At 40.9% G+C, this 18,035-nt stretch carries 14 protein-coding genes; 8 read left to right on the forward strand and 6 right to left on the reverse strand.

What is annotated here, in order from left to right; genetic code table 11:
* Positions 1-105: 105 nt before the first annotated feature.
* The 3 genes from H625_RS0109245 to H625_RS0109255 are packed head-to-tail and all read right to left on the reverse strand — an operon-like array spanning position 106 to position 2,537.
* Entirely contained in the window at positions 106-1,251 is a 1,146-nt protein-coding gene (locus H625_RS0109245) for an acetoin utilization protein AcuC (RefSeq protein WP_026859649.1), read from the reverse strand.
* The gene (locus H625_RS0109250) at positions 1,251-1,886 is read right to left on the reverse strand and encodes a CBS and ACT domain-containing protein (protein ID WP_026859650.1); all 636 of its coding nucleotides are present in this window, start codon (positions 1,884-1,886) and stop codon (positions 1,251-1,253) included. Before H625_RS0109250 ends, H625_RS0109245 begins: the two co-directional genes overlap by 1 nt.
* Positions 1,887-1,904: 18 nt before the next feature.
* Positions 1,905-2,537, reverse strand: coding sequence for a hypothetical protein (locus H625_RS0109255; protein ID WP_026859651.1), 633 nt, complete (start codon positions 2,535-2,537; stop codon positions 1,905-1,907).
* Positions 2,538-2,756: 219 nt separating this feature from the next.
* Between H625_RS0109255 and acsA the strand changes: the two genes are divergently transcribed.
* Positions 2,757-4,466 (forward strand): acetate--CoA ligase, encoded by a 1,710-nt coding sequence (acsA, locus tag H625_RS0109260; protein WP_026859652.1) that lies wholly within the window; start codon positions 2,757-2,759, stop codon positions 4,464-4,466.
* A gap of 140 nt (positions 4,467-4,606) precedes the next feature.
* Entirely contained in the window at positions 4,607-6,274 is a 1,668-nt protein-coding gene (locus tag H625_RS0109265) for a formate--tetrahydrofolate ligase (RefSeq protein ID WP_026859653.1), read from the forward strand.
* Positions 6,275-6,624: 350 nt separating this feature from the next.
* Here the strand turns inward: H625_RS0109265 and H625_RS0109270 are convergent, their stop codons facing one another.
* Positions 6,625-9,144: a transglycosylase domain-containing protein gene (locus H625_RS0109270; protein WP_051239044.1), complete on the reverse strand. Its 2,520-nt coding sequence runs from the start codon at positions 9,142-9,144 to the stop codon at positions 6,625-6,627.
* A gap of 425 nt (positions 9,145-9,569) precedes the next feature.
* Between H625_RS0109270 and tyrS the strand changes: the two genes are divergently transcribed.
* Positions 9,570-10,832, forward strand: coding sequence for a tyrosine--tRNA ligase (tyrS, locus tag H625_RS0109275; RefSeq protein ID WP_245573130.1), 1,263 nt, complete (start codon positions 9,570-9,572; stop codon positions 10,830-10,832).
* 463 nt (positions 10,833-11,295) lie between these two features.
* On the opposite strand, the gene H625_RS0109285 is transcribed toward tyrS, so the two are convergent.
* Positions 11,296-12,624, reverse strand: a complete 1,329-nt coding sequence (locus H625_RS0109285; protein WP_026859657.1) for a YjiH family protein — start codon at positions 12,622-12,624, stop codon at positions 11,296-11,298.
* 149 nt (positions 12,625-12,773) lie between these two features.
* Between H625_RS0109285 and H625_RS0109290 the strand changes: the two genes are divergently transcribed.
* A complete protein-coding gene (locus tag H625_RS0109290; protein WP_026859658.1) occupies positions 12,774-13,721 on the forward strand; it encodes a dipeptidase in 948 nt (315 codons plus the stop codon).
* A 47-nt stretch (positions 13,722-13,768) separates the two neighbouring features.
* On the opposite strand, the gene H625_RS0109295 is transcribed toward H625_RS0109290, so the two are convergent.
* Positions 13,769-14,260 (reverse strand): hypothetical protein, encoded by a 492-nt coding sequence (locus H625_RS0109295; RefSeq protein WP_026859659.1) that lies wholly within the window; start codon positions 14,258-14,260, stop codon positions 13,769-13,771.
* Between the two features lie 115 nt (positions 14,261-14,375).
* On the opposite strand from H625_RS0109295, the gene H625_RS0109300 reads away from it, so the two are divergent.
* The 4 genes from H625_RS0109300 to H625_RS0109315 all read left to right on the forward strand — a co-directional run bounded on the left by H625_RS0109300 (position 14,376) and on the right by H625_RS0109315 (position 18,029).
* Positions 14,376-15,518: an MFS transporter gene (locus tag H625_RS0109300; protein WP_026859660.1), complete on the forward strand. Its 1,143-nt coding sequence runs from the start codon at positions 14,376-14,378 to the stop codon at positions 15,516-15,518.
* A gap of 79 nt (positions 15,519-15,597) precedes the next feature.
* Positions 15,598-15,849, forward strand: coding sequence for a hypothetical protein (locus H625_RS0109305; RefSeq protein ID WP_169516129.1), 252 nt, complete (start codon positions 15,598-15,600; stop codon positions 15,847-15,849).
* A gap of 288 nt (positions 15,850-16,137) precedes the next feature.
* Positions 16,138-17,343 (forward strand): DUF418 domain-containing protein, encoded by a 1,206-nt coding sequence (locus H625_RS0109310; protein ID WP_026859662.1) that lies wholly within the window; start codon positions 16,138-16,140, stop codon positions 17,341-17,343.
* A gap of 11 nt (positions 17,344-17,354) precedes the next feature.
* The gene (locus tag H625_RS0109315) at positions 17,355-18,029 is read left to right on the forward strand and encodes a response regulator transcription factor (protein WP_035785694.1); all 675 of its coding nucleotides are present in this window, start codon (positions 17,355-17,357) and stop codon (positions 18,027-18,029) included.
* Positions 18,030-18,035: the final 6 nt, after the last annotated feature.

Consider the following 18,035-nt stretch of genomic DNA (forward strand, 5'->3'; position numbering starts at 1 on the left):
CCGGAGAACCTGTCTCATTAATGAGACAGGTTCTCCGGTTTTTGTGTTTTATGGGTTTTATAGACAATGTTGATTTAACAGAGTCCATACAGCTGCAATTTCCACTTACTGTTCTAAATACATTATAATACGCTCAAGCGTACTTTTATTTTTTTCTGATATTTCAACTCTGCGCGGAATTTCTGTAAAGTCTTCAAGTGTATCTTCCCAAAGTACGGGGAAATCGACTTTACATTGTTCTTTGTATTTATCGATAAATTCTTCCGGCAAGTATCCTGACGGTGCATCGATTTGTTTCATTGCAAGCCATATCTGACTCCACATGCGCGGGACGACCTGCCAGATGTTATAGCCTCCGCCCCCGACCGCAATCCATTTTCCGGCAGTATACTTATCTGCCATCTCGCGCACGAAGCGGGGAATTTCTTCATAGGATTTTGATGTCAGAGACAGATGGGTCATCGGATCCCTGAAGTGGGCGTCAACGCCATTTTGACTTAGAATAACGTCAGGTTCGAATGATTGTATCACCCCTTCAAGACTCGTTTTAAATACTTCTAAAAACGATTCATCTTCTGTAAATGCATCAATCGGCAGATTTACAGTATAGCCGAAACCTTCTTCTATGCCGCGCTCTGTGGCACTGCCTGTGCCCGGGAATAAATATCGGCCTGTTTCATGTATCGAGTACGTCAAGATGTCATTACGGTTATAAAACGTCCATTGTACACCGTCTCCGTGGTGAGCGTCTGTATCGATATACAACACTTTCTTGCCGTATTTCTGTGCAATGTATTCACAGGCAATCGCAGTATCATTATAGACGCAAAATCCGCTCGCTTTACCGCTGAATCCGTGATGCAGTCCGCCGGCTAGGCTCAGCGCCTTATCGGTTTCGTCCGACATGACCAGATCTACTGCAGTCAATGTTGCTCCGACGAGTGCGGCGCATTTTTCATGCATATTTTTAAAGCTCGGTGTATCTTCCGAATCCAGTCCGTATTTTGCCAGTTCTTCTGCCGACAGTTTATCTTGTCCCGCTGCCCGCACTGCCTCGATGTAATCAGGAGAATGGACGAGTGAAAGTTCCTCATCAGTCGCAATCCGCGGTTTAATAATATCCACATCATTTAAAAATCCGGCATCCGTTAATAAATCCGTTGTTAATTTTAAGCGCATCTGATTAAAAGGATGAGTATCATTAAACCGGTATTTAAGCAGTTCATCATTATAAACATACAGGGGTTTCATTACGACATCTCGCTCGGATCCAGTACATTAAACCCGGATTCTTTTAGTTTTTCTATAGCAAATAACGGATTCATTGCATCGATGCGGAGGACGATAATTTTATGGTCTTTTTTATCAGGGTTCGGATAAATTGAAATGCTGACAATTTTAATATTCAGGTCTTTAAACACTTTGCCGATATCAAATATTACACCCATGCGGTCTTTAATATCAATTTCAATAATAGAGCCGGGTTCTTTAATACCAGTCAGTTCAAGAAATGTATTGAGCATATCTTTCTGGGTGACGATGCCGACGATTTTTTTACCGCGCATAACTGGAATTGCCCCGATCGCAAAATGATAAAAATCTTTCGCAATTTCTTCGACAAAGTCGAGCGGGTGGCAGGTCGTGACCTGCTGGCGCATAATTTTACCAAGTTCTAGATCCAGTGACAGATCTGCATCTTTACTCGCGATGGACGGCAGCGCGAGATTCACGTCTTTATCTGAAATAATCCCTGCTAAATTATTATCATCATCGACGATCGGAATATGGCGAATCGACAGGCGGCTCATCAGATTCATTGCCTCGTGAATCGTATCGTTGACGTGGAGTGTCTCCACGGGAGAAGTCATAATTCTTTCTACTAGCATATGCAATCGCACCCCTCGTTAAATTAAAAATCGGTTTTTAAAACGTATTTCATCAAACTGCTGCATCTGTTTATCATTAATATTTTTTCCTATACGGGCCATCAGTGTATTGGCGGGGTGGCCGGTAATTTCAGGATCATTCGTCTGAAACACTTCATAATCCGCACGCTGCATTAAACGAATCATCAGTTTTTTATAGTCGTAGACGTCGAGACCGCTGTTTTTTAAATCCCAGTGCCAGTAATATTCCGTCGTAATAATTATATAATTTTCGATAAAATCATCATATGTTGATAGTTCAAGCATTTTTCCGGCAAGGCCGTAACTCCGGTAGGGCAGTGCAACTTCTACTGCGCCGAGTTCCATAATGAATGAATGATTACCGTCCGACCAGCGCTCAAGCGGATCGGGATGAAGAAATATAATGTAGCCGACAATATGTTTATTTATATGACTGACAATAATTCTTCCTTCAGGAAGTTCTGCGATTTCAATCAGCGCCTGAAATTGTTCTTTAGGACGTCTGAATGCAGTTAAATTATCGTCAAATGTATATGTTTTCAAAATATCGCTGTCAACAGGACCTTCTATAATGACGGTGTCCGTCTCAGTTTTTGTTTCAGTTTTAAAATAGTGTTTTTGATGCCTCAATGGAACACCCCTTTTAAAAGTAATTAAATGTTATGAAAAAATAAATTCATTATCATTATATATTATAGTGAAATTATACTAAAGTGAAAGCGATTTTATTTCATAAAAAATAAAGAAAATAAAAGAAATCAGTCTTTTTCATAGAATTCTGAACTGTCTTTCAATATAATAGGCATATGAAAGCGAAATCATAATTACAAATAAGGGGTGTCGTTAAGAATGAAAGTAGAACTTTACGAAGCAACAGATCAACATGCAAACATGCCGAATTACGAAACGGCAAAAGAAAATTTCTCATGGGAAGATATTGAAAAGGAATTTTCATGGTATGAAACTGGAAAAGTAAATATGGTTTATGAAGCTATTGATAAACATGTGGACGAGGGATATGGAGATAAGATTGCGCTTCATTACAAACTGGAAGATAATATTCAGTCGTTTACTTTTAAAGAAATGAAAGAGAACTCAAATAAAGCAGCAAATGTTTTAAAGAATGCGGGTGTTAAAAAAGGAGACCGCGTATTTATCTTTATGGCACGGTCGCCTGAACTTTATTTTGCACTGCTCGGTGCACTGAAAATCGGTGCCGTAGTAGGACCGCTGTTTGAAGCATTTATGGAGAAAGCAGTAAAAGACCGTATGGAAGACAGTGAAGCAACAACAATTATTACAACGCCTGAACTGCTGCCGAGAATTCCGGTTGATGAGCTGCCGGACTTAAAAAATGTAGTTGTCGCAGGTGATGACGTTGATGAGCGTTACATTAATTTTAACGAGGAATTTAATAATGCTTCTTCAGAGTTTGAAATTGAATGGCTGGGTAAAGAAGATGGACTGATCTTACATTACACAAGTGGTTCAACAGGTCAGCCTAAAGGCGTGCTGCATGCACAGTATGCAATGGTGCAGCAGTATATTTCAGGTAAATATGTACTCGATTTAAAAGAAGACGATGTGTACTGGTGTACAGCTGACCCGGGCTGGGTAACAGGAACTTCGTACGGCATATTTGCACCGTGGCTGAACCGTGCGACGAATGTTATCGTCGGTGGCAGATTTTCTGCTGAATCATGGTATGGAGCGCTTGAAGAACTGAAAGTAACGATTTGGTACAGTGCACCGACAGCATTCAGAATGCTGATGGGCAGCAGTGACAATGCTGTTGAAAAATACGACTTATCAGCACTTAGACATATTCTGTCTGTTGGTGAACCGTTAAACCCTGAAGTAGTTAAGTGGGGGATGGAAGTATTTAATCTGCGCATTCACGATACGTGGTGGATGACTGAAACAGGTGCACATATGATTGTGAATTTCCCGTCCATGGATATTAAAGGTGGTTCGATGGGTAAACCGCTGCCGGGTGTCGAAGCAACAATCATCGATGATCAGGGTAATGAACTGCCGCCGAACCGCATGGGTAACCTTGCAATGAAAACAGGCTGGCCGGCAATGATGCGTGAAATATGGAAGAATAAACCGAAGTACGATTCTTACTTTATCGGCGACTGGTATATTTCCGGAGATTCCGCCTACCAGGATGAAGAGGGCTATTTCTGGTTCCAGGGCCGGGTCGACGATGTCATTATGACAGCGGGCGAACGCGTCGGACCATTTGAAATCGAGTCGAAACTGGTAGAACATGAAGCAGTGCAGGAAGCGGGAGTTATCGGTAAGCCTGATCCTGTGCGCGGTGAGATTGTTAAGGCGTTTATCGCTTTAAGAGACGGTTACGAGCCGACTGATGAGCTTAAAGAAGAAATTCGGGTATTCGTGAAGAACGGACTCGCGGCGCACGCAGCACCTAGAGAAATCGAATTTAAAGACAGTCTGCCGAAAACACGCAGCGGTAAAATTATGAGACGCGTGCTTAAAGCATGGGAACTCGATTTACCGGCGGGCGATTTATCATCGATGGACGATGATTAAGTTTACAAATTATCATAAAATTTAAATAGATTAGGAAATACAGGCCGTTTATAATGGCCTGTATTCTTTTTTTATGTCATAATGATTATGAAGTTGTGAAATCGTTTTACAACTGCAAATTATATTTAGGAGCTGAGAAGATGGCACATTTGACTGACCAAGAGATTGCGTCTAAAGCCTCAATACAACCAATTCAGGATATTGCTAAAAAAGCAGGAATCCCTGAAGAAGCGTTAGAAATGTATGGTAAATACAAGGCAAAAGTAGACATCCACCAACTTGAAGGAAACAAGGAAAATTCTAAAATCGTTCTTGTATCCGCTATGAACCCGACACCTGCAGGTGAAGGGAAATCAACAGTAACTGTTGGATTAAGTGATGCTTTTAATAAAATTGGTAAAAAAGTAATGGTCGCTTTACGTGAACCTTCACTAGGACCTGTTATGGGTGTTAAAGGCGGAGCAACAGGCGGAGGCCATGCACAAGTATTACCGATGGAAGAAATCAACTTACACTTTAATGGTGATCTACACGCAATTACTACAGCAAATAATGCATTGAGTGCATTCATTGATAACCACATTCACCAGGGAAATGCGTTAAACATTGACCCGCGCCGTGTATCCTGGAAACGCGTTATCGACATGAATGACCGTGCACTTCGTCAAGTCGTTGTCGGTTTAGGCGGACCTACAAGAGGGGTTCCGCGTGAAGATGGATTTGATATTACAGTTGCGAGTGAAATCATGGCTGTTTTATGTTTATCAAACGACATCATGGATCTTAAAGAAAAATTAGCTAAAATTGTATTCGGTTATACTTACGATAAAAAACCAGTAACAGTTGGGGAGCTTGAAGTTCAAGGTGCACTAGCACTTCTTCTTAAAGAAGCTATCAAACCTAACTTAGTACAAACTATGGAAGGTACACCTGCATTAATTCACGGTGGACCATTCGCTAACATTGCTCACGGATGTAACTCAATCATTGCAACAAACACTGCAAGACAGCTTGCTGATATTGTTGTAACTGAATCAGGTTTCGGTTCTGACCTTGGAGCGGAAAAATTCATGGATATTAAAGCACGCATGGGCGGATTCAAGCCAGATGCTATCGTTTTAGTAGCAACAATCCGTGCACTTAAGATGAACGGCGGAGTAGCTAAAGCTGATTTAGGCGAAGCTAACGTTGACGCTCTTAAAGATGGCGTTGTTAACTTAGGTAAACACATCGAGAACGCTCGTAAATTCGGCGTTGAACCGGTAATCGCGTTAAACGATTTTGTAACTGACACTGACGAAGAAAGAAATTTCGTTCTTGACTGGTGTAAAGATCAGGGCGTTCGCGTTGCATTAACACAAGTATGGGAAAAAGGTGGAGAAGGTGGCGTTGACTTAGCTAATGAAGTATTAGCAGCAGTTGAAGCCGGAAACGACTTCAAACACCTGTACGAAGATGAACTGCCAATTGCTGACAAAATCGAGAAAATCGTTACAGAAGTATACGGCGGAGACGGTGTTGATTTCTCAGCTAAAGCTAAAAAACAAATTGCTGATATCGAAGCTAACGGCTGGGGCAACTTCCCGGTATGTATGGCTAAGACTCAGTACTCATTATCAGACGACCCTAAAAAATTAGGACGTCCGACAGGATTCAGAGTAAGCGTTAGTGAAGTTATTGCTAAAGCAGGTGCAGGATTCGTTGTTGCACTTACTGGTGATATCATGACGATGCCTGGACTTCCTAAAGTTCCTTCAGCTGTCAAAATGGACGTGAATGCTGACGGTTCTTCAACTGGATTATTCTAGAACCTATATAGAGAAAGCCCAAAATCTCCGGATTTTGGGCTTTTTTGTATTGGATGAATTTTGGAGAGGAATTACCGATTTTATCGTCATCTGGTGGGCCAATTTAGCATGTGAGAACTTTACATTGTCCGACAAATCAGTTTATCAGACAATGTCGTTTTCACAGTGTCCGACAAATCGGTTTATCAGACAATATCGTTTTCACAGTGTCCGACAAATCAGTTTATCAGACAATGTCGTTTTCACACTGTCCGACAAATCAGTTTATCGGACAGTGTCAGTCACAATAAAATTCATTACAAAAAAACACCCCCACTCAAAGTGGAGGTGTCCATTTCAATTTTACTTAATTAATCATCATCATCGTCGTCATCGTCATCTGATGAGCTGCTTCTTGATGATCTGCCGCCGACTGTATATGTGTCATCATACGTCCGCGTGACACGTCCTCTTAAATCACTGTTTGAAAGGCCGCTGTCAACCGCTGCGCCCATACGCGCCTGGATTGCAGGATCACTTAGTGAACTCTTGTTCGAGAACTGCGTATCTTCTGCGATTAGTCCTTCAATTGGTCTGTCCATACTGCTTGAGCAGTCATCTTCCAGTTCCATGGTCAGTGCACAGAATTCTTCTTCTCTGACTGATGAAGGCTGCTGGAATTCTTCGTATGCCCCGAGCTGTTCAGGTGCAACGTTTGTTAATGCCTGCGCCATATTTCTCCAGTTGTACAGGTGATAGTACTGTTCATCGTCTGTGTAGTAGACCTGGGGAATGTTACGGTCGTAACCCATCCATATACCTAAAGTAACTTTCGGGTTAAAGCCGACCATCCATGAATCGACGAAACGCTCGGATGTACCGGTTTTCGCTGACCAGTCGTAAACACCCTGTACTGAGTCATAGTAATCTTTAATGTGATAAACAGAACCGGTAACAAATGATTCTTTCAGCATGTCAGCCATTAAGAATGATGTTGAATCTTTAAACACTCTTGTTGGATCCTGCTGCTGTTCATAAACTACTTCACCGCTTGGATCAGTAATTGATTCAATCATATAGCTCTCTGTCATTTCACCTTCGTTGCCGAACGTAGAAAATGCATCGACGTTTTCTACAACCGATACGTCGTTCGTACCGAGCGGCAGTGAAGCTGTGCTTAACAGTTCGTCCGATACATTCAGATTCATCTGTTCTAAATACTGTCCCGGATTATGGTTTTTAACTTCAGACCACAATCTTAAAGTACTTAAATTATATGAGTTGCTGAGTGCGTGTTTCGCAGATACTAAGCCGTATTCTTCAGTAGAGTAGTTACTTGGCTCATAACCGTTATCGTTGAACTCTTTATCAAGTAATACTGTATCTGGTACGATTAAGCCCTGATCGATTGCCGGAGCAAATGTGCTCAGCGGCTTCATCGTTGAACCTGCCTGGCGTTTTGTCTGGGTTGCATGGTTAACTTCGGATTCATCATAGTTGCGTCCGCCGACAAAACCAAGTATTTTACCAGTGCTATTATCTTTTAGAACCATGCCGACTTCGTGATCGAGTATTTCTTCTTCTTCGCCTTCAGTCGCGTTTAGTGCATCCAGACTGCTGCGCTGGCCGTAGTAGGTAAAGTTGTTATTTTTTGTGTCCTGCATCGTATCGTAAATCGTTTTATCGATTGTCGTTTCAATCTGATAACCCTCATTACGCATTGCTTCATTCGCTTTTTGAGTGTACTCCTGATTGAGCAGAGGCGTTGAATTAACATCTTCACGGCTGATGCCTTCTTCTTCGGCGAGGATATATTTAATAATTTCCACACCGCGACGTTCCACTTCATCTGTCAGGAACGGATAGTTCTGGTTTGGTACAACAACACTTGATGCCATATTGTCATAGATGTTGTATTGAAGTGCCTGATCATGTTCTTCCTCGGTAATTGCACCTTCAGTCAGCATTCTTGAAAGGACGAAATCCTGGCGGTTCTTACCGGCCTCGAGCAATTCAGGTTCTTTCATTGTACCGTCCTGATTAAATGGTGTGTATGCGTAAGGATTTTGCGGCAAGCCAGCCAAAAATGCACTTTCAGCAATATTTAAATCTGCTGCCGGCTTGCCGAAAACACCTTGGGCTGCTGATTCAATACCAGCGATATTTTGCCCGTTGGCATTACGCCCAAACGATACTGCATTTAAGTATGCTTGCATAATTTCTTCTTTGGACATGATATTTTCGACTCTGAATGCGAGCAGAAGCTCTGTTGCTTTACGGTCGAATGTCGGGTCGTTAGTAAGCATCTGGTTTTTCACCAGCTGCTGTGTAATGGTACTTCCCCCTGAACTTTCATCGCCGCCTGCTACTTGCTGCAGGGATGCGCGCATGAATGCTTTTGGAACGACACCGTTATGTTCATAAAAGTGTTCATCCTCAGTTGAGATTAATGCATCCATGACGTTTTCAGAGATGTTTTCATAATCGACAGTTTCCCGGATTAAGTCGGATCTCAATGTTCCGAGTTCTTCGCCGGAGCCGAATGATACAGTCGTACTTTCAGTCATTTCGGTAAGATCGGTTAAAATTTCTTCTTCAGCAAGCACTTCTTCATCTGAGACTAGTGCTGCAAAGTAACCGAGGCCGATGCTGAAAAGGAATATCCCAAGCAGGGTGAATGCTAAAAGTAAAAATAAAACTACATTCCATATAGTGTCATATGCTGTGAAGAATGACACCCTGATAGGGGAACCTGCTTTTTTAAAGCGGGCGACTGTATTATGATATTTGTCCTTAGCATTTGCTCCGTGAACTTTGTCTTTCTTTTTGTCAGGATCTTTGCGGGAGAACATCTTTTTTATATTATCAATAAAGTCATTTTTCTTATCCATGCCAACCTCCTATTAAAAAGATTATATCATATGTTCTTATCGCACTCATAGTGATAAAAGCCCGTGTAAACATATTGTAATTCAACCATGTAATCGTATATCAAAACGTATAAAAGTCAAAACAATAAGACTGGACTGCAGGATGTAAACTTGACATTTTATCATCCTGATAATATACTTGTTTAAAATTTAATGAATAATTTGAACGATGAGAGAAGTAGTACTGTTATTTGATTCAGAGAGCCGGCGGATGGTGCGAGCGGGTGATGATAATTTTACGAATACACTCATACTAAAAGTTCAGATCGTAATAGATGACGTACATTCTAATTTAGAGATAAATTGTTTGGTGGTACCGTGTAACGCACCCATACTGTATAAGTATGGGTGTTTTTTTATTCATTAAAATAATATTACTGGAGGAAATTATGACTACATTATTGGAAGACCTGCAATACCGCGGTATTGTGTATCAGATGACTGACGAAGAAAAGATTAACGATATGCTCGAACAGGAAAAAATTTCGCTGTACTGCGGGGCGGACCCGACGGCGGACAGTCTTCATATCGGCCACTTAGTACCATTTTTAACAATGCGCCGTTTCCAGCAATACGGTCATCGTCCGGTAGTATTAATCGGCGGGGGCACAGGAATGATTGGTGACCCTTCATTTAAAGCGGACGAACGCAAACTGCTCTCTGAAGATGAAGTGGATCAGAACGTCGACGCGATAAAAGGCCAGATGGAAAGAATTTTTGATTTCAGTGACGATAATGCAGCAGTGCTCGTAAACAACAAAGACTGGCTGAAAGAAATCAGCTTAATTTCATTTTTACGAGATTACGGCAAACATGTTGGATTGAACTACATGCTGTCGAAAGACGCGATTCAATCACGTCTTGAAACAGGTATTTCATACACTGAATTCACATACACTATTTTACAGGCAATCGATTTCGGACATTTAAACAAAGAGTTTGATGTCAGAATCCAAATCGGCGGTTCTGACCAGTGGGGGAACATTACAAGCGGTCTTGAATTAATGCGCAGAATGTACGGTACTACAAACTCTGAAGGACTGACAATTCCGCTGATTACCAAAGCGGACGGCAAGAAATTCGGTAAAACTGAATCTGGCAACATCTGGCTCGACAAAAAACTTACTTCACCGTACGAATTTTATCAGTTCTGGCTCAACCAGAGAGACGAAGATGTGATCAAGTTCCTTAAATTATTTACGTTTGTTGAACGCGATGAAATTGAGGAACTAACTGTATCAGTTGCTGAAGAACCGCACCTCAGAAAAGCACAAAAACGTCTTGCAGATGAAATTACTGAATTTATCCACGGTTCAGAAGGACTGGAAGAAGCTAAAAAAGTAACAGAAGCATTGTTCAGCGGAGATATTAAATCGCTTGATGCTGCACAAATTAAAGATGCATTGAAAGATGCGCCGTCGGCAGAAGTTGACGCTGAAGATAATACGCTTGTTAATGTACTTGTTAATGCGAATGTATCACCATCAAGACGCCAGGCACGCGAAGATATCGGGAACGGCGCAATCTATATTAATGGTGAAAGAATGCAGGAAGTAAACCATGAAATCACTGAAGAAGACAAAATTAACGGTGAGTTTACTGTATTCCGCCGCGGCAAGAAAAAATATACAATTGTTAATTATAAATAAGTTAGTAAATCAGCAGCAGAATTATTGAGATTCTGCTGCTGATTTTTGATTTTGAACAGTTCGGTGAGCCCCGGATACATATGAAACCCTGTCACGCCAGTCGGTCGGGCCCCGGATACATATGAAACCCTGTCATGCCAGTCCGGCGGGGTCCGGGTACATATGAAACCCTGTAAAACCAGTCCCGCGAGCCCCGGATACATATGAGACCCTGTCATGCCAGTCCGGCGGGGTCCGGGTACATATGAAACCCTGTCATGCCAGTCCGGCGGGGTCCGGATACATATGAAACCTTGTCATACCAATCCGTCGAGTCCCGGATACATATGAAACCTTGTCATACCAATCCGTCGAGTCCCGGATACATATGAAACCCTGTCATGCCAGTCCCGCGGCGACTCCCACCTTAAAATTTATAGAAAAAGTCCTCTGGAATTTAAATTTCCAAAGGACTTTTGACATATTAGAAAATAAGGAATGCTGCAACGATAATGATTGGTAAAGTAATCACAGTTCTCAATAAGAAAATTACAAAAAGCTTGCCGGTTCCAAGGGGAATCTTCGAACCGAGAATAACACCGCCGACTTCAGAAAGGTAAATGAGCTGTGTAATGCTCAGCGCACCAACGATAAAGCGGGTCATATCACTCTGTACATTTTCAATCAGGATTGCTGGTAAGAACATATCAGTGAAACCGATAAAGATTGTTTCACTCATTGCCTGAGCTTCCGGAATTCCAATCATCTCTAAGAGCGGAACGAATGGCATACCGAGCCAAGAAAAGATTGGTGTGTATTCTGCAAGAATGGTACCCAGTGTACCAATTGCCATAACAACCGGCAGTACGCCAAACCATGTATCGAATACTGTTTTAATACCTTCTTTAATTAAAGAAAGGATGCCTGGCGAATGTTCAGCCTTGTCCATTGCTTTCTTATAACCCCATGAAAATGGGTTATGGCCGGCAGGAATTGTTTCTTCGAGTTCAGAAGCATCATTGTAATACGTGTCTTCGATTTTGGATAAAGGCGGGATGCGCGGCATAATTAATGCTGCTGCAACACCGGCCACGATAATAGTTAAGTAAAATTGTCCGAACATATTCATTAAATCGATTAAATCGAGAATAACAATCGTAAATGTAATAGAAACAACTGAGAATGTTGAAGCGATAACGCTCGCTTCACGTTTTGAGTAAAAACCGTCTTCATACTGTTTACTCGTTAAAATAACACCGACAGTACCGTCGCCGACCCATGATGCAAGGTTATCAACAGTAGAACGGCCCGGCAGAGTGAACAGCGGGCGCATCACTTTAGAAAACAGCGTGCCGATAAATTCAAGCAGCCCGTAATTTAACAGAAGCGGCAGGAAGAAACCTGCAATAATGAATACTGTGAATAATGTCGGCTGCAAATCATTTAAAATCATTGCACCGGTATTCGCAGAAGTAATCATTTCCGGTCCAACTTGCGTATACGCAAGTACTGCGAAAACAGCACCGACTGTTCTGAGAACAACCCAGAAGTTTGATGTATTAAATACGTCATGCATAAAGCCTGAACCGGATTTAACTAACCAGCTGTATATAATACTGAACACTGCAGAGATTACAATTGTTATAACTGTTAGCAGTGTAATCGTTTCAATAGTAATGAATTCTATAATTGTGTTAGCGAGAAAGGCAACAGGAACAGTAGTTTCTCCATCGATCTTCAGCGGTATAAGGAACATGAACATACCGATTACTGAAGGGATAAAGAACTTTAAAAATGTAGGAAAACGCGACATAATATACCCTCTTTTTTATTGTGAATTTTAATTTTAATATGAATGTACTAAATAATTATACGAGATAATGAATAATAGTAAAGTAGAAAACGTTTTCATATGTATTAAATTCTATTATAATAGAATTAGAATGAAAAGGGGAGATATTTATGAATATTATTGATACACATTGTGATGCATTATTAAAACTGCAAGGTGATGCGCGTCGGACACACAGTTATTTTCAACAGGACCGTCAGCTGAATTATTTAAATTCTAAAGAACTTGATACAAATATGGAGCGGAGAATTGAAGGGAACGTCAAAGTACAATTCTATGCAGTATTCATATCTCCCGGCATACCGGATAATGAAAAATGGCAGCATGCACTTGAACAGATCGATGCATTTTACGAGGAAGTGCTAACGATGAAAAACATGGTGCATATTAAACAGCTGTCGGATATTCAAAAATTAAAAGAGCGTGAATACGGCGCAGTGCTGACGCTGGAAGGATCAGACGCTTTTGGCAATGATTTAATGAAGCTGAGAACATTATTCAGACTTGGGGTTTTATCGCTTGGACTCGTGTGGAATAACGGCAACCTGGTTGCTGACGGTGTAGGAGAAAAACGAGGCACCGGCCTAAGTGAATTCGGCTTGAAGGTTATAGAAGAATGTAACAAAAATAATGTGCTGATCGACGTCAGTCATTTAAATGTTGAGGGATTTGAAGATGTTATAGAGCACGGCAAACTCGTTTTTGCGAGCCACTCAAATGCCAGAAGTATTCATAATCATGCAAGAAACCTGCACGACGAACAAATAATTAAATTGATCAATAAAGGCGGAATGATTAATATCGTCTTCTGCCCGCCGTTTATCGGAGAAGACAAAGTAACGTTAGATGATGTAATGCTTCATATCGATAAAATTATCGAACTTGGCGGAGAGAGACATATCGGTCTCGGTTCAGACTTCGACGGTATAACGGAATTTGTTGAAGGGCTAGAAGACGCAGGACAGTACGGTAATTTAATAGAAGCTTTAAATTTAAAATACGGTAAAGAATTTACAGAAGGAATTGCTTCGCGTAACTTTACAGAACGATTCTGTTAAAAAAATCTCCGCAGATTTAATAATCTGCGGAGATTTTTATCTGAACACTATTCTGCTTCATTGTCTCCAATTAACTGATGGACATTATCTTTTGCCTTTTCCATATCTTCTTCTTGTGTACTGATTTTATCCAGGCTGCTGTTTAGCTGGTCATCGATGGAGTCATCACCCAGAGGATTAACAAAAAAGAACTCTTCATTAAATTTGCTGTACAGTTCCATTAAATCTTCAACTTCATTTAAATAATCAATCATCGCTTCTTGTACTTCAATATGCTGCTCATCGCTCAATGTATAGTTGTTAATTGTCTGGCGAAAGTCAGTAACTCTGGGAATAATATCTTCATTTATACTTTTTAAAGCTTTTTCCCGGTTGGATTCACTGCTAATGTTTTCTGCTGTTTCATTGAGCATCGTATTCAGTTCTTTATCGTTTCGCTCAAAAGCACCGAGCATCTGCGTATAGTTTTCTTTAGATTCACTGCTGCATGCACTGAGTAACAGTACGATAAACGGCACTAAAAACATTAATTTCTTCATATTTACACCTCATAAGTTAATTAAAGACAGAAAGTCATTTGAAACATTTCTACTTTATTGTATAATAATCAGGTTGCCTTTTTAAACTATATTATATTAAATGCGAGGAATACATATGAATAAAAAATTAATTATTACCTTTACAGTGGGGATTTTCCTGCTCGGAATGATGGAACTGATCGTTTCCGGAATTCTGGAATTAATGAGTAATGACCTTGGTATCAGCCACGCTTTAACCGGACAGCTGATTACTGTTTACGCAGTCAGTTTTGCTTTGTTCGGTCCGATATTAATACGCTTAACTGAAAACATGCCGACAAAAATTGTCGTGCTGCTTTCACTGATAGTGTTTATAATCGGTAACGTGGTCTTCGGACTTGCCAACTCGTTCTTAATACTGTCACTCGGCCGTGTTATTACGGCGATGGCGGCAGCGGTCTTTATCGTTAAAATACTTGATATGACAGTTGTCCTGTCAGAACCGCATATCCGCGGAAAAATGCTTGCACTTGTCTATATGGGATTCAGCGCGGCAAACGTGTTTGGAATTCCAATCGGAACGATTATCGGTGCACAGTTTGGCTGGAGAGTGATCTTCGCAATCGTTATAGTAATCGCAATTTTAGTCGGACTTGGCATAATGATGTTTGTACGTTCCGAAGCGCTTGTTGACCATACACCTGCCGGCGTGCAAAAGAGTAAAGTTAAATCGAGAAAAAACGTTGCACTTTATATTACGGTGACACTTGCTGTGTTAATCGGTAACTATATTATTCTCGGTTATATATCTCCGCTGATGACGTCTCACGGATTTACACTTGAAAACGTCTCGCTCGCTTTATTAATTACGGGAATCGGCGGTATGACAGGAACGTATCTAGGCGGTAACTTAGTCGATAAAATCGGTCCGAAGAAAACCGTTATGATAATGATGTCATTTTTCCTTGTCAGTTTGTTTATCATGCCTTTCCTTTACGGCACACCAGTATTGTTCTACATCAACATGTTTGCCTGGAGCTTGTTCCAGTGGGCAACTTCACCTGCAGTGCAGGGCGGACTTGTTGAGAATGTTGAAGGCTCAAGCTCGAATGTCTTCAGCTGGAATATGTCAGCACTGAACTTAGGAATCGGTATCGGCGCTGTAATCGGCGGACTGTTTATCAGTAACTTTGATATCAGCTACGGGCCATGGCTCGGCTTTGTTATTGTACTTTGCGGATTAATTGCTGCAACACAAATTAAACCGCAGACTGTGTAAACTCTTTGAATAATAGAAGGAATCCATTATAATTAAATGACGATAAGAGGGAGCGGTTAATGTGTTAATGCGTTTAGTAATGATAGTTTTAGCCAGCGTCGCATCGATTTTTGTTATTAATTACACTGGATTTTATATTCTGGATTATACATGGCAGAACATACTGTATGGTGCACTGATAATTATCGGCATCATGATTTTATATAAAATACTGACGAAGTTTTTAAAATTGTTTTTATTTGTAGTAATAGTTGTACCGGTCATCGGTATTTGTTTCTACTATATATATTCATATGTTACAGGTGAACCGCCATCATTCATGCAGTTCTAGCATGGCAGCCCGGAAATCTTAATTAAGATTTCCGGGTTTTTGTGTTTTTAGGGGAAGGGGTGGTGTTATCAACCGCATGTGGGTTCTTCATCGGGTCTGAGAAAGATATTCAACCGCATGAGTATCCTTCATCAGGTCGCAAACTGATAAACGACCGCATGTGAGTTCTTCATCGGGTTGCAAACTGATATTCAACCGCATGAGCACCCCATAGCAAGCACTCCAGCATGTCAGCTGTTTAAATTTTTACTTGTTAGAAGTATACTTACTGTAAATGGAGGGTGAGTTATGGGAGAGAATAATCCGATAGAGTTTAACAAAAGAATTTTTGAAATCGACGGCATCCGCGGATTTGCGCTGCTCGGCATACTGATGATGAACATTATGTCATTTGCCGGTCCGGATCTCGACGATAGTTTTACAAGTACACGCAGTGAAATTTACACCGGTTTCTGGAATGAATTATCACTGTTTTTTATTAATACATTTATCACGACTAATTTCTATACAATGTTTTCATTTTTATTTGGTCTTGGATTCTACATATTTTTATCGCGTGCTGAAAAGAAAACACAGTCGACTGCAGCGCTGTTTTTAAGAAGAATTGCATTGCTCTTAGTATTTGGACTGCTGCACGGCATTCTTTTATGGTACGGAGATATTTTATGGACGTACGCTGTAACAGGGTTATTTTTACTGCTGTTCTATAAATTTAAACCGAAGGTGAATTTAATTATTGCAGTAGGCTTGCTCTCACTTTCAACAATAATTGTTTTATTAAGTTCAATCGGTACTTATATGATGAATATGGCTGCAGTAAATACCGGCATGGAGTCTGAAGGGTATATATTTTCATTAAACATGACTGAGACAATTTTAAACGGTTCTTACGGTGATGTTGTCGGCATGAACGCGATTATCTTAGGATTGTCTGCAGCCGGTGCGATTTTTGTTATTCCTAATGTACTCGCAATGTTTTTGCTTGGTTTGTATGCGGGGCAAAAAGGCTATTTTAATAACTTGCGCGAACATACCGGCCTGTTAAGAAAAGTTGCAGTTATCGGTATTGGTGTCGGCCTGCCGGTAAAAATATTTACAGGCTACTTAACAACATACGAGGGAGACGATATTGTCTTCGTTCAGCTTGCCCAGTTATCCAGTACAATTGGCGGTCCGCTGATGTCACTCGGCTATGTTGCGGCGCTTGCATTAATTTTACTGAAGCTGCCGAAACTTGTCAGACTGCTTCAGCCTGTCGGCCAGATGGCGCTTACGAATTATATCGGCCAGACGGTAATTATGCTCGTAATATTTTACGTGTTCGGACTGTTTAACAGTATTGATGCAGTTTGGTTTATTCCAATTGCCACCGGGGTCTTTATCCTGCAGCTGATATTAAGTCATTTCTGGATGAAGTACTTCAGCTACGGTCCGCTCGAATGGATCTGGCGCAACTTTACGTATTTAAAAATGATGCCCTTTAGGAAACGATAAGGAGTTTTAAGATGAAATTACTTGTAATTGAAGATGATCCGGTGCTGCTGGGTGAACTGGCAGCACGTTTTAAAGAGTGGGATATCGATGCATACGGAGTGACGGATTTTAACGATGTGATGAATGATTTTATTAAATATAACCCTGAACTTGTTATCGTCGATATTACGCTGCCGAAATACGACGGCTTTTACTGGTGCCGCATGATCAGGAATGTCTCCAGTGTGCCGATTATTTTTCTCTCATCACGAGACCACCCGGCGGATATGGTCATGAGTATGCAGATGGGCGCGGATGATTACGTGCAGAAACCGTTTAATTTCGAAGTGCTGAATGCGAAAGTGCAGGCGCTTCTTAGAAGAACTTATGAATATCAGCATAAGGAAATTGATGTATTTAAATTCAGGGATGCGGTATTCGATTTTAAAAAGCTGACTGTAACGATAAAAGACAACAGTATGGAACTGACAAAAAATGAGTCATATATTCTGTCGATTCTGGCGCAAAATACCGGAGATACGGTGTCGCGGACAGAAATTATTGAATCTCTCTGGGATGACTCGAAATTTATTAGCGATAATACGCTGACGGTAAACGTTAATCGTCTTCGTAAAAAGCTTGAATCGATCGGTCTGACAGATGCCGTGCAGACTAAGACGGGTATTGGCTACACTTTAAAGGAGTAGATGAAT

Source organism: Jeotgalicoccus psychrophilus DSM 19085 (assembly GCF_000425845.1).
Taxonomy (GTDB): domain Bacteria; phylum Bacillota; class Bacilli; order Staphylococcales; family Salinicoccaceae; genus Jeotgalicoccus; species Jeotgalicoccus psychrophilus.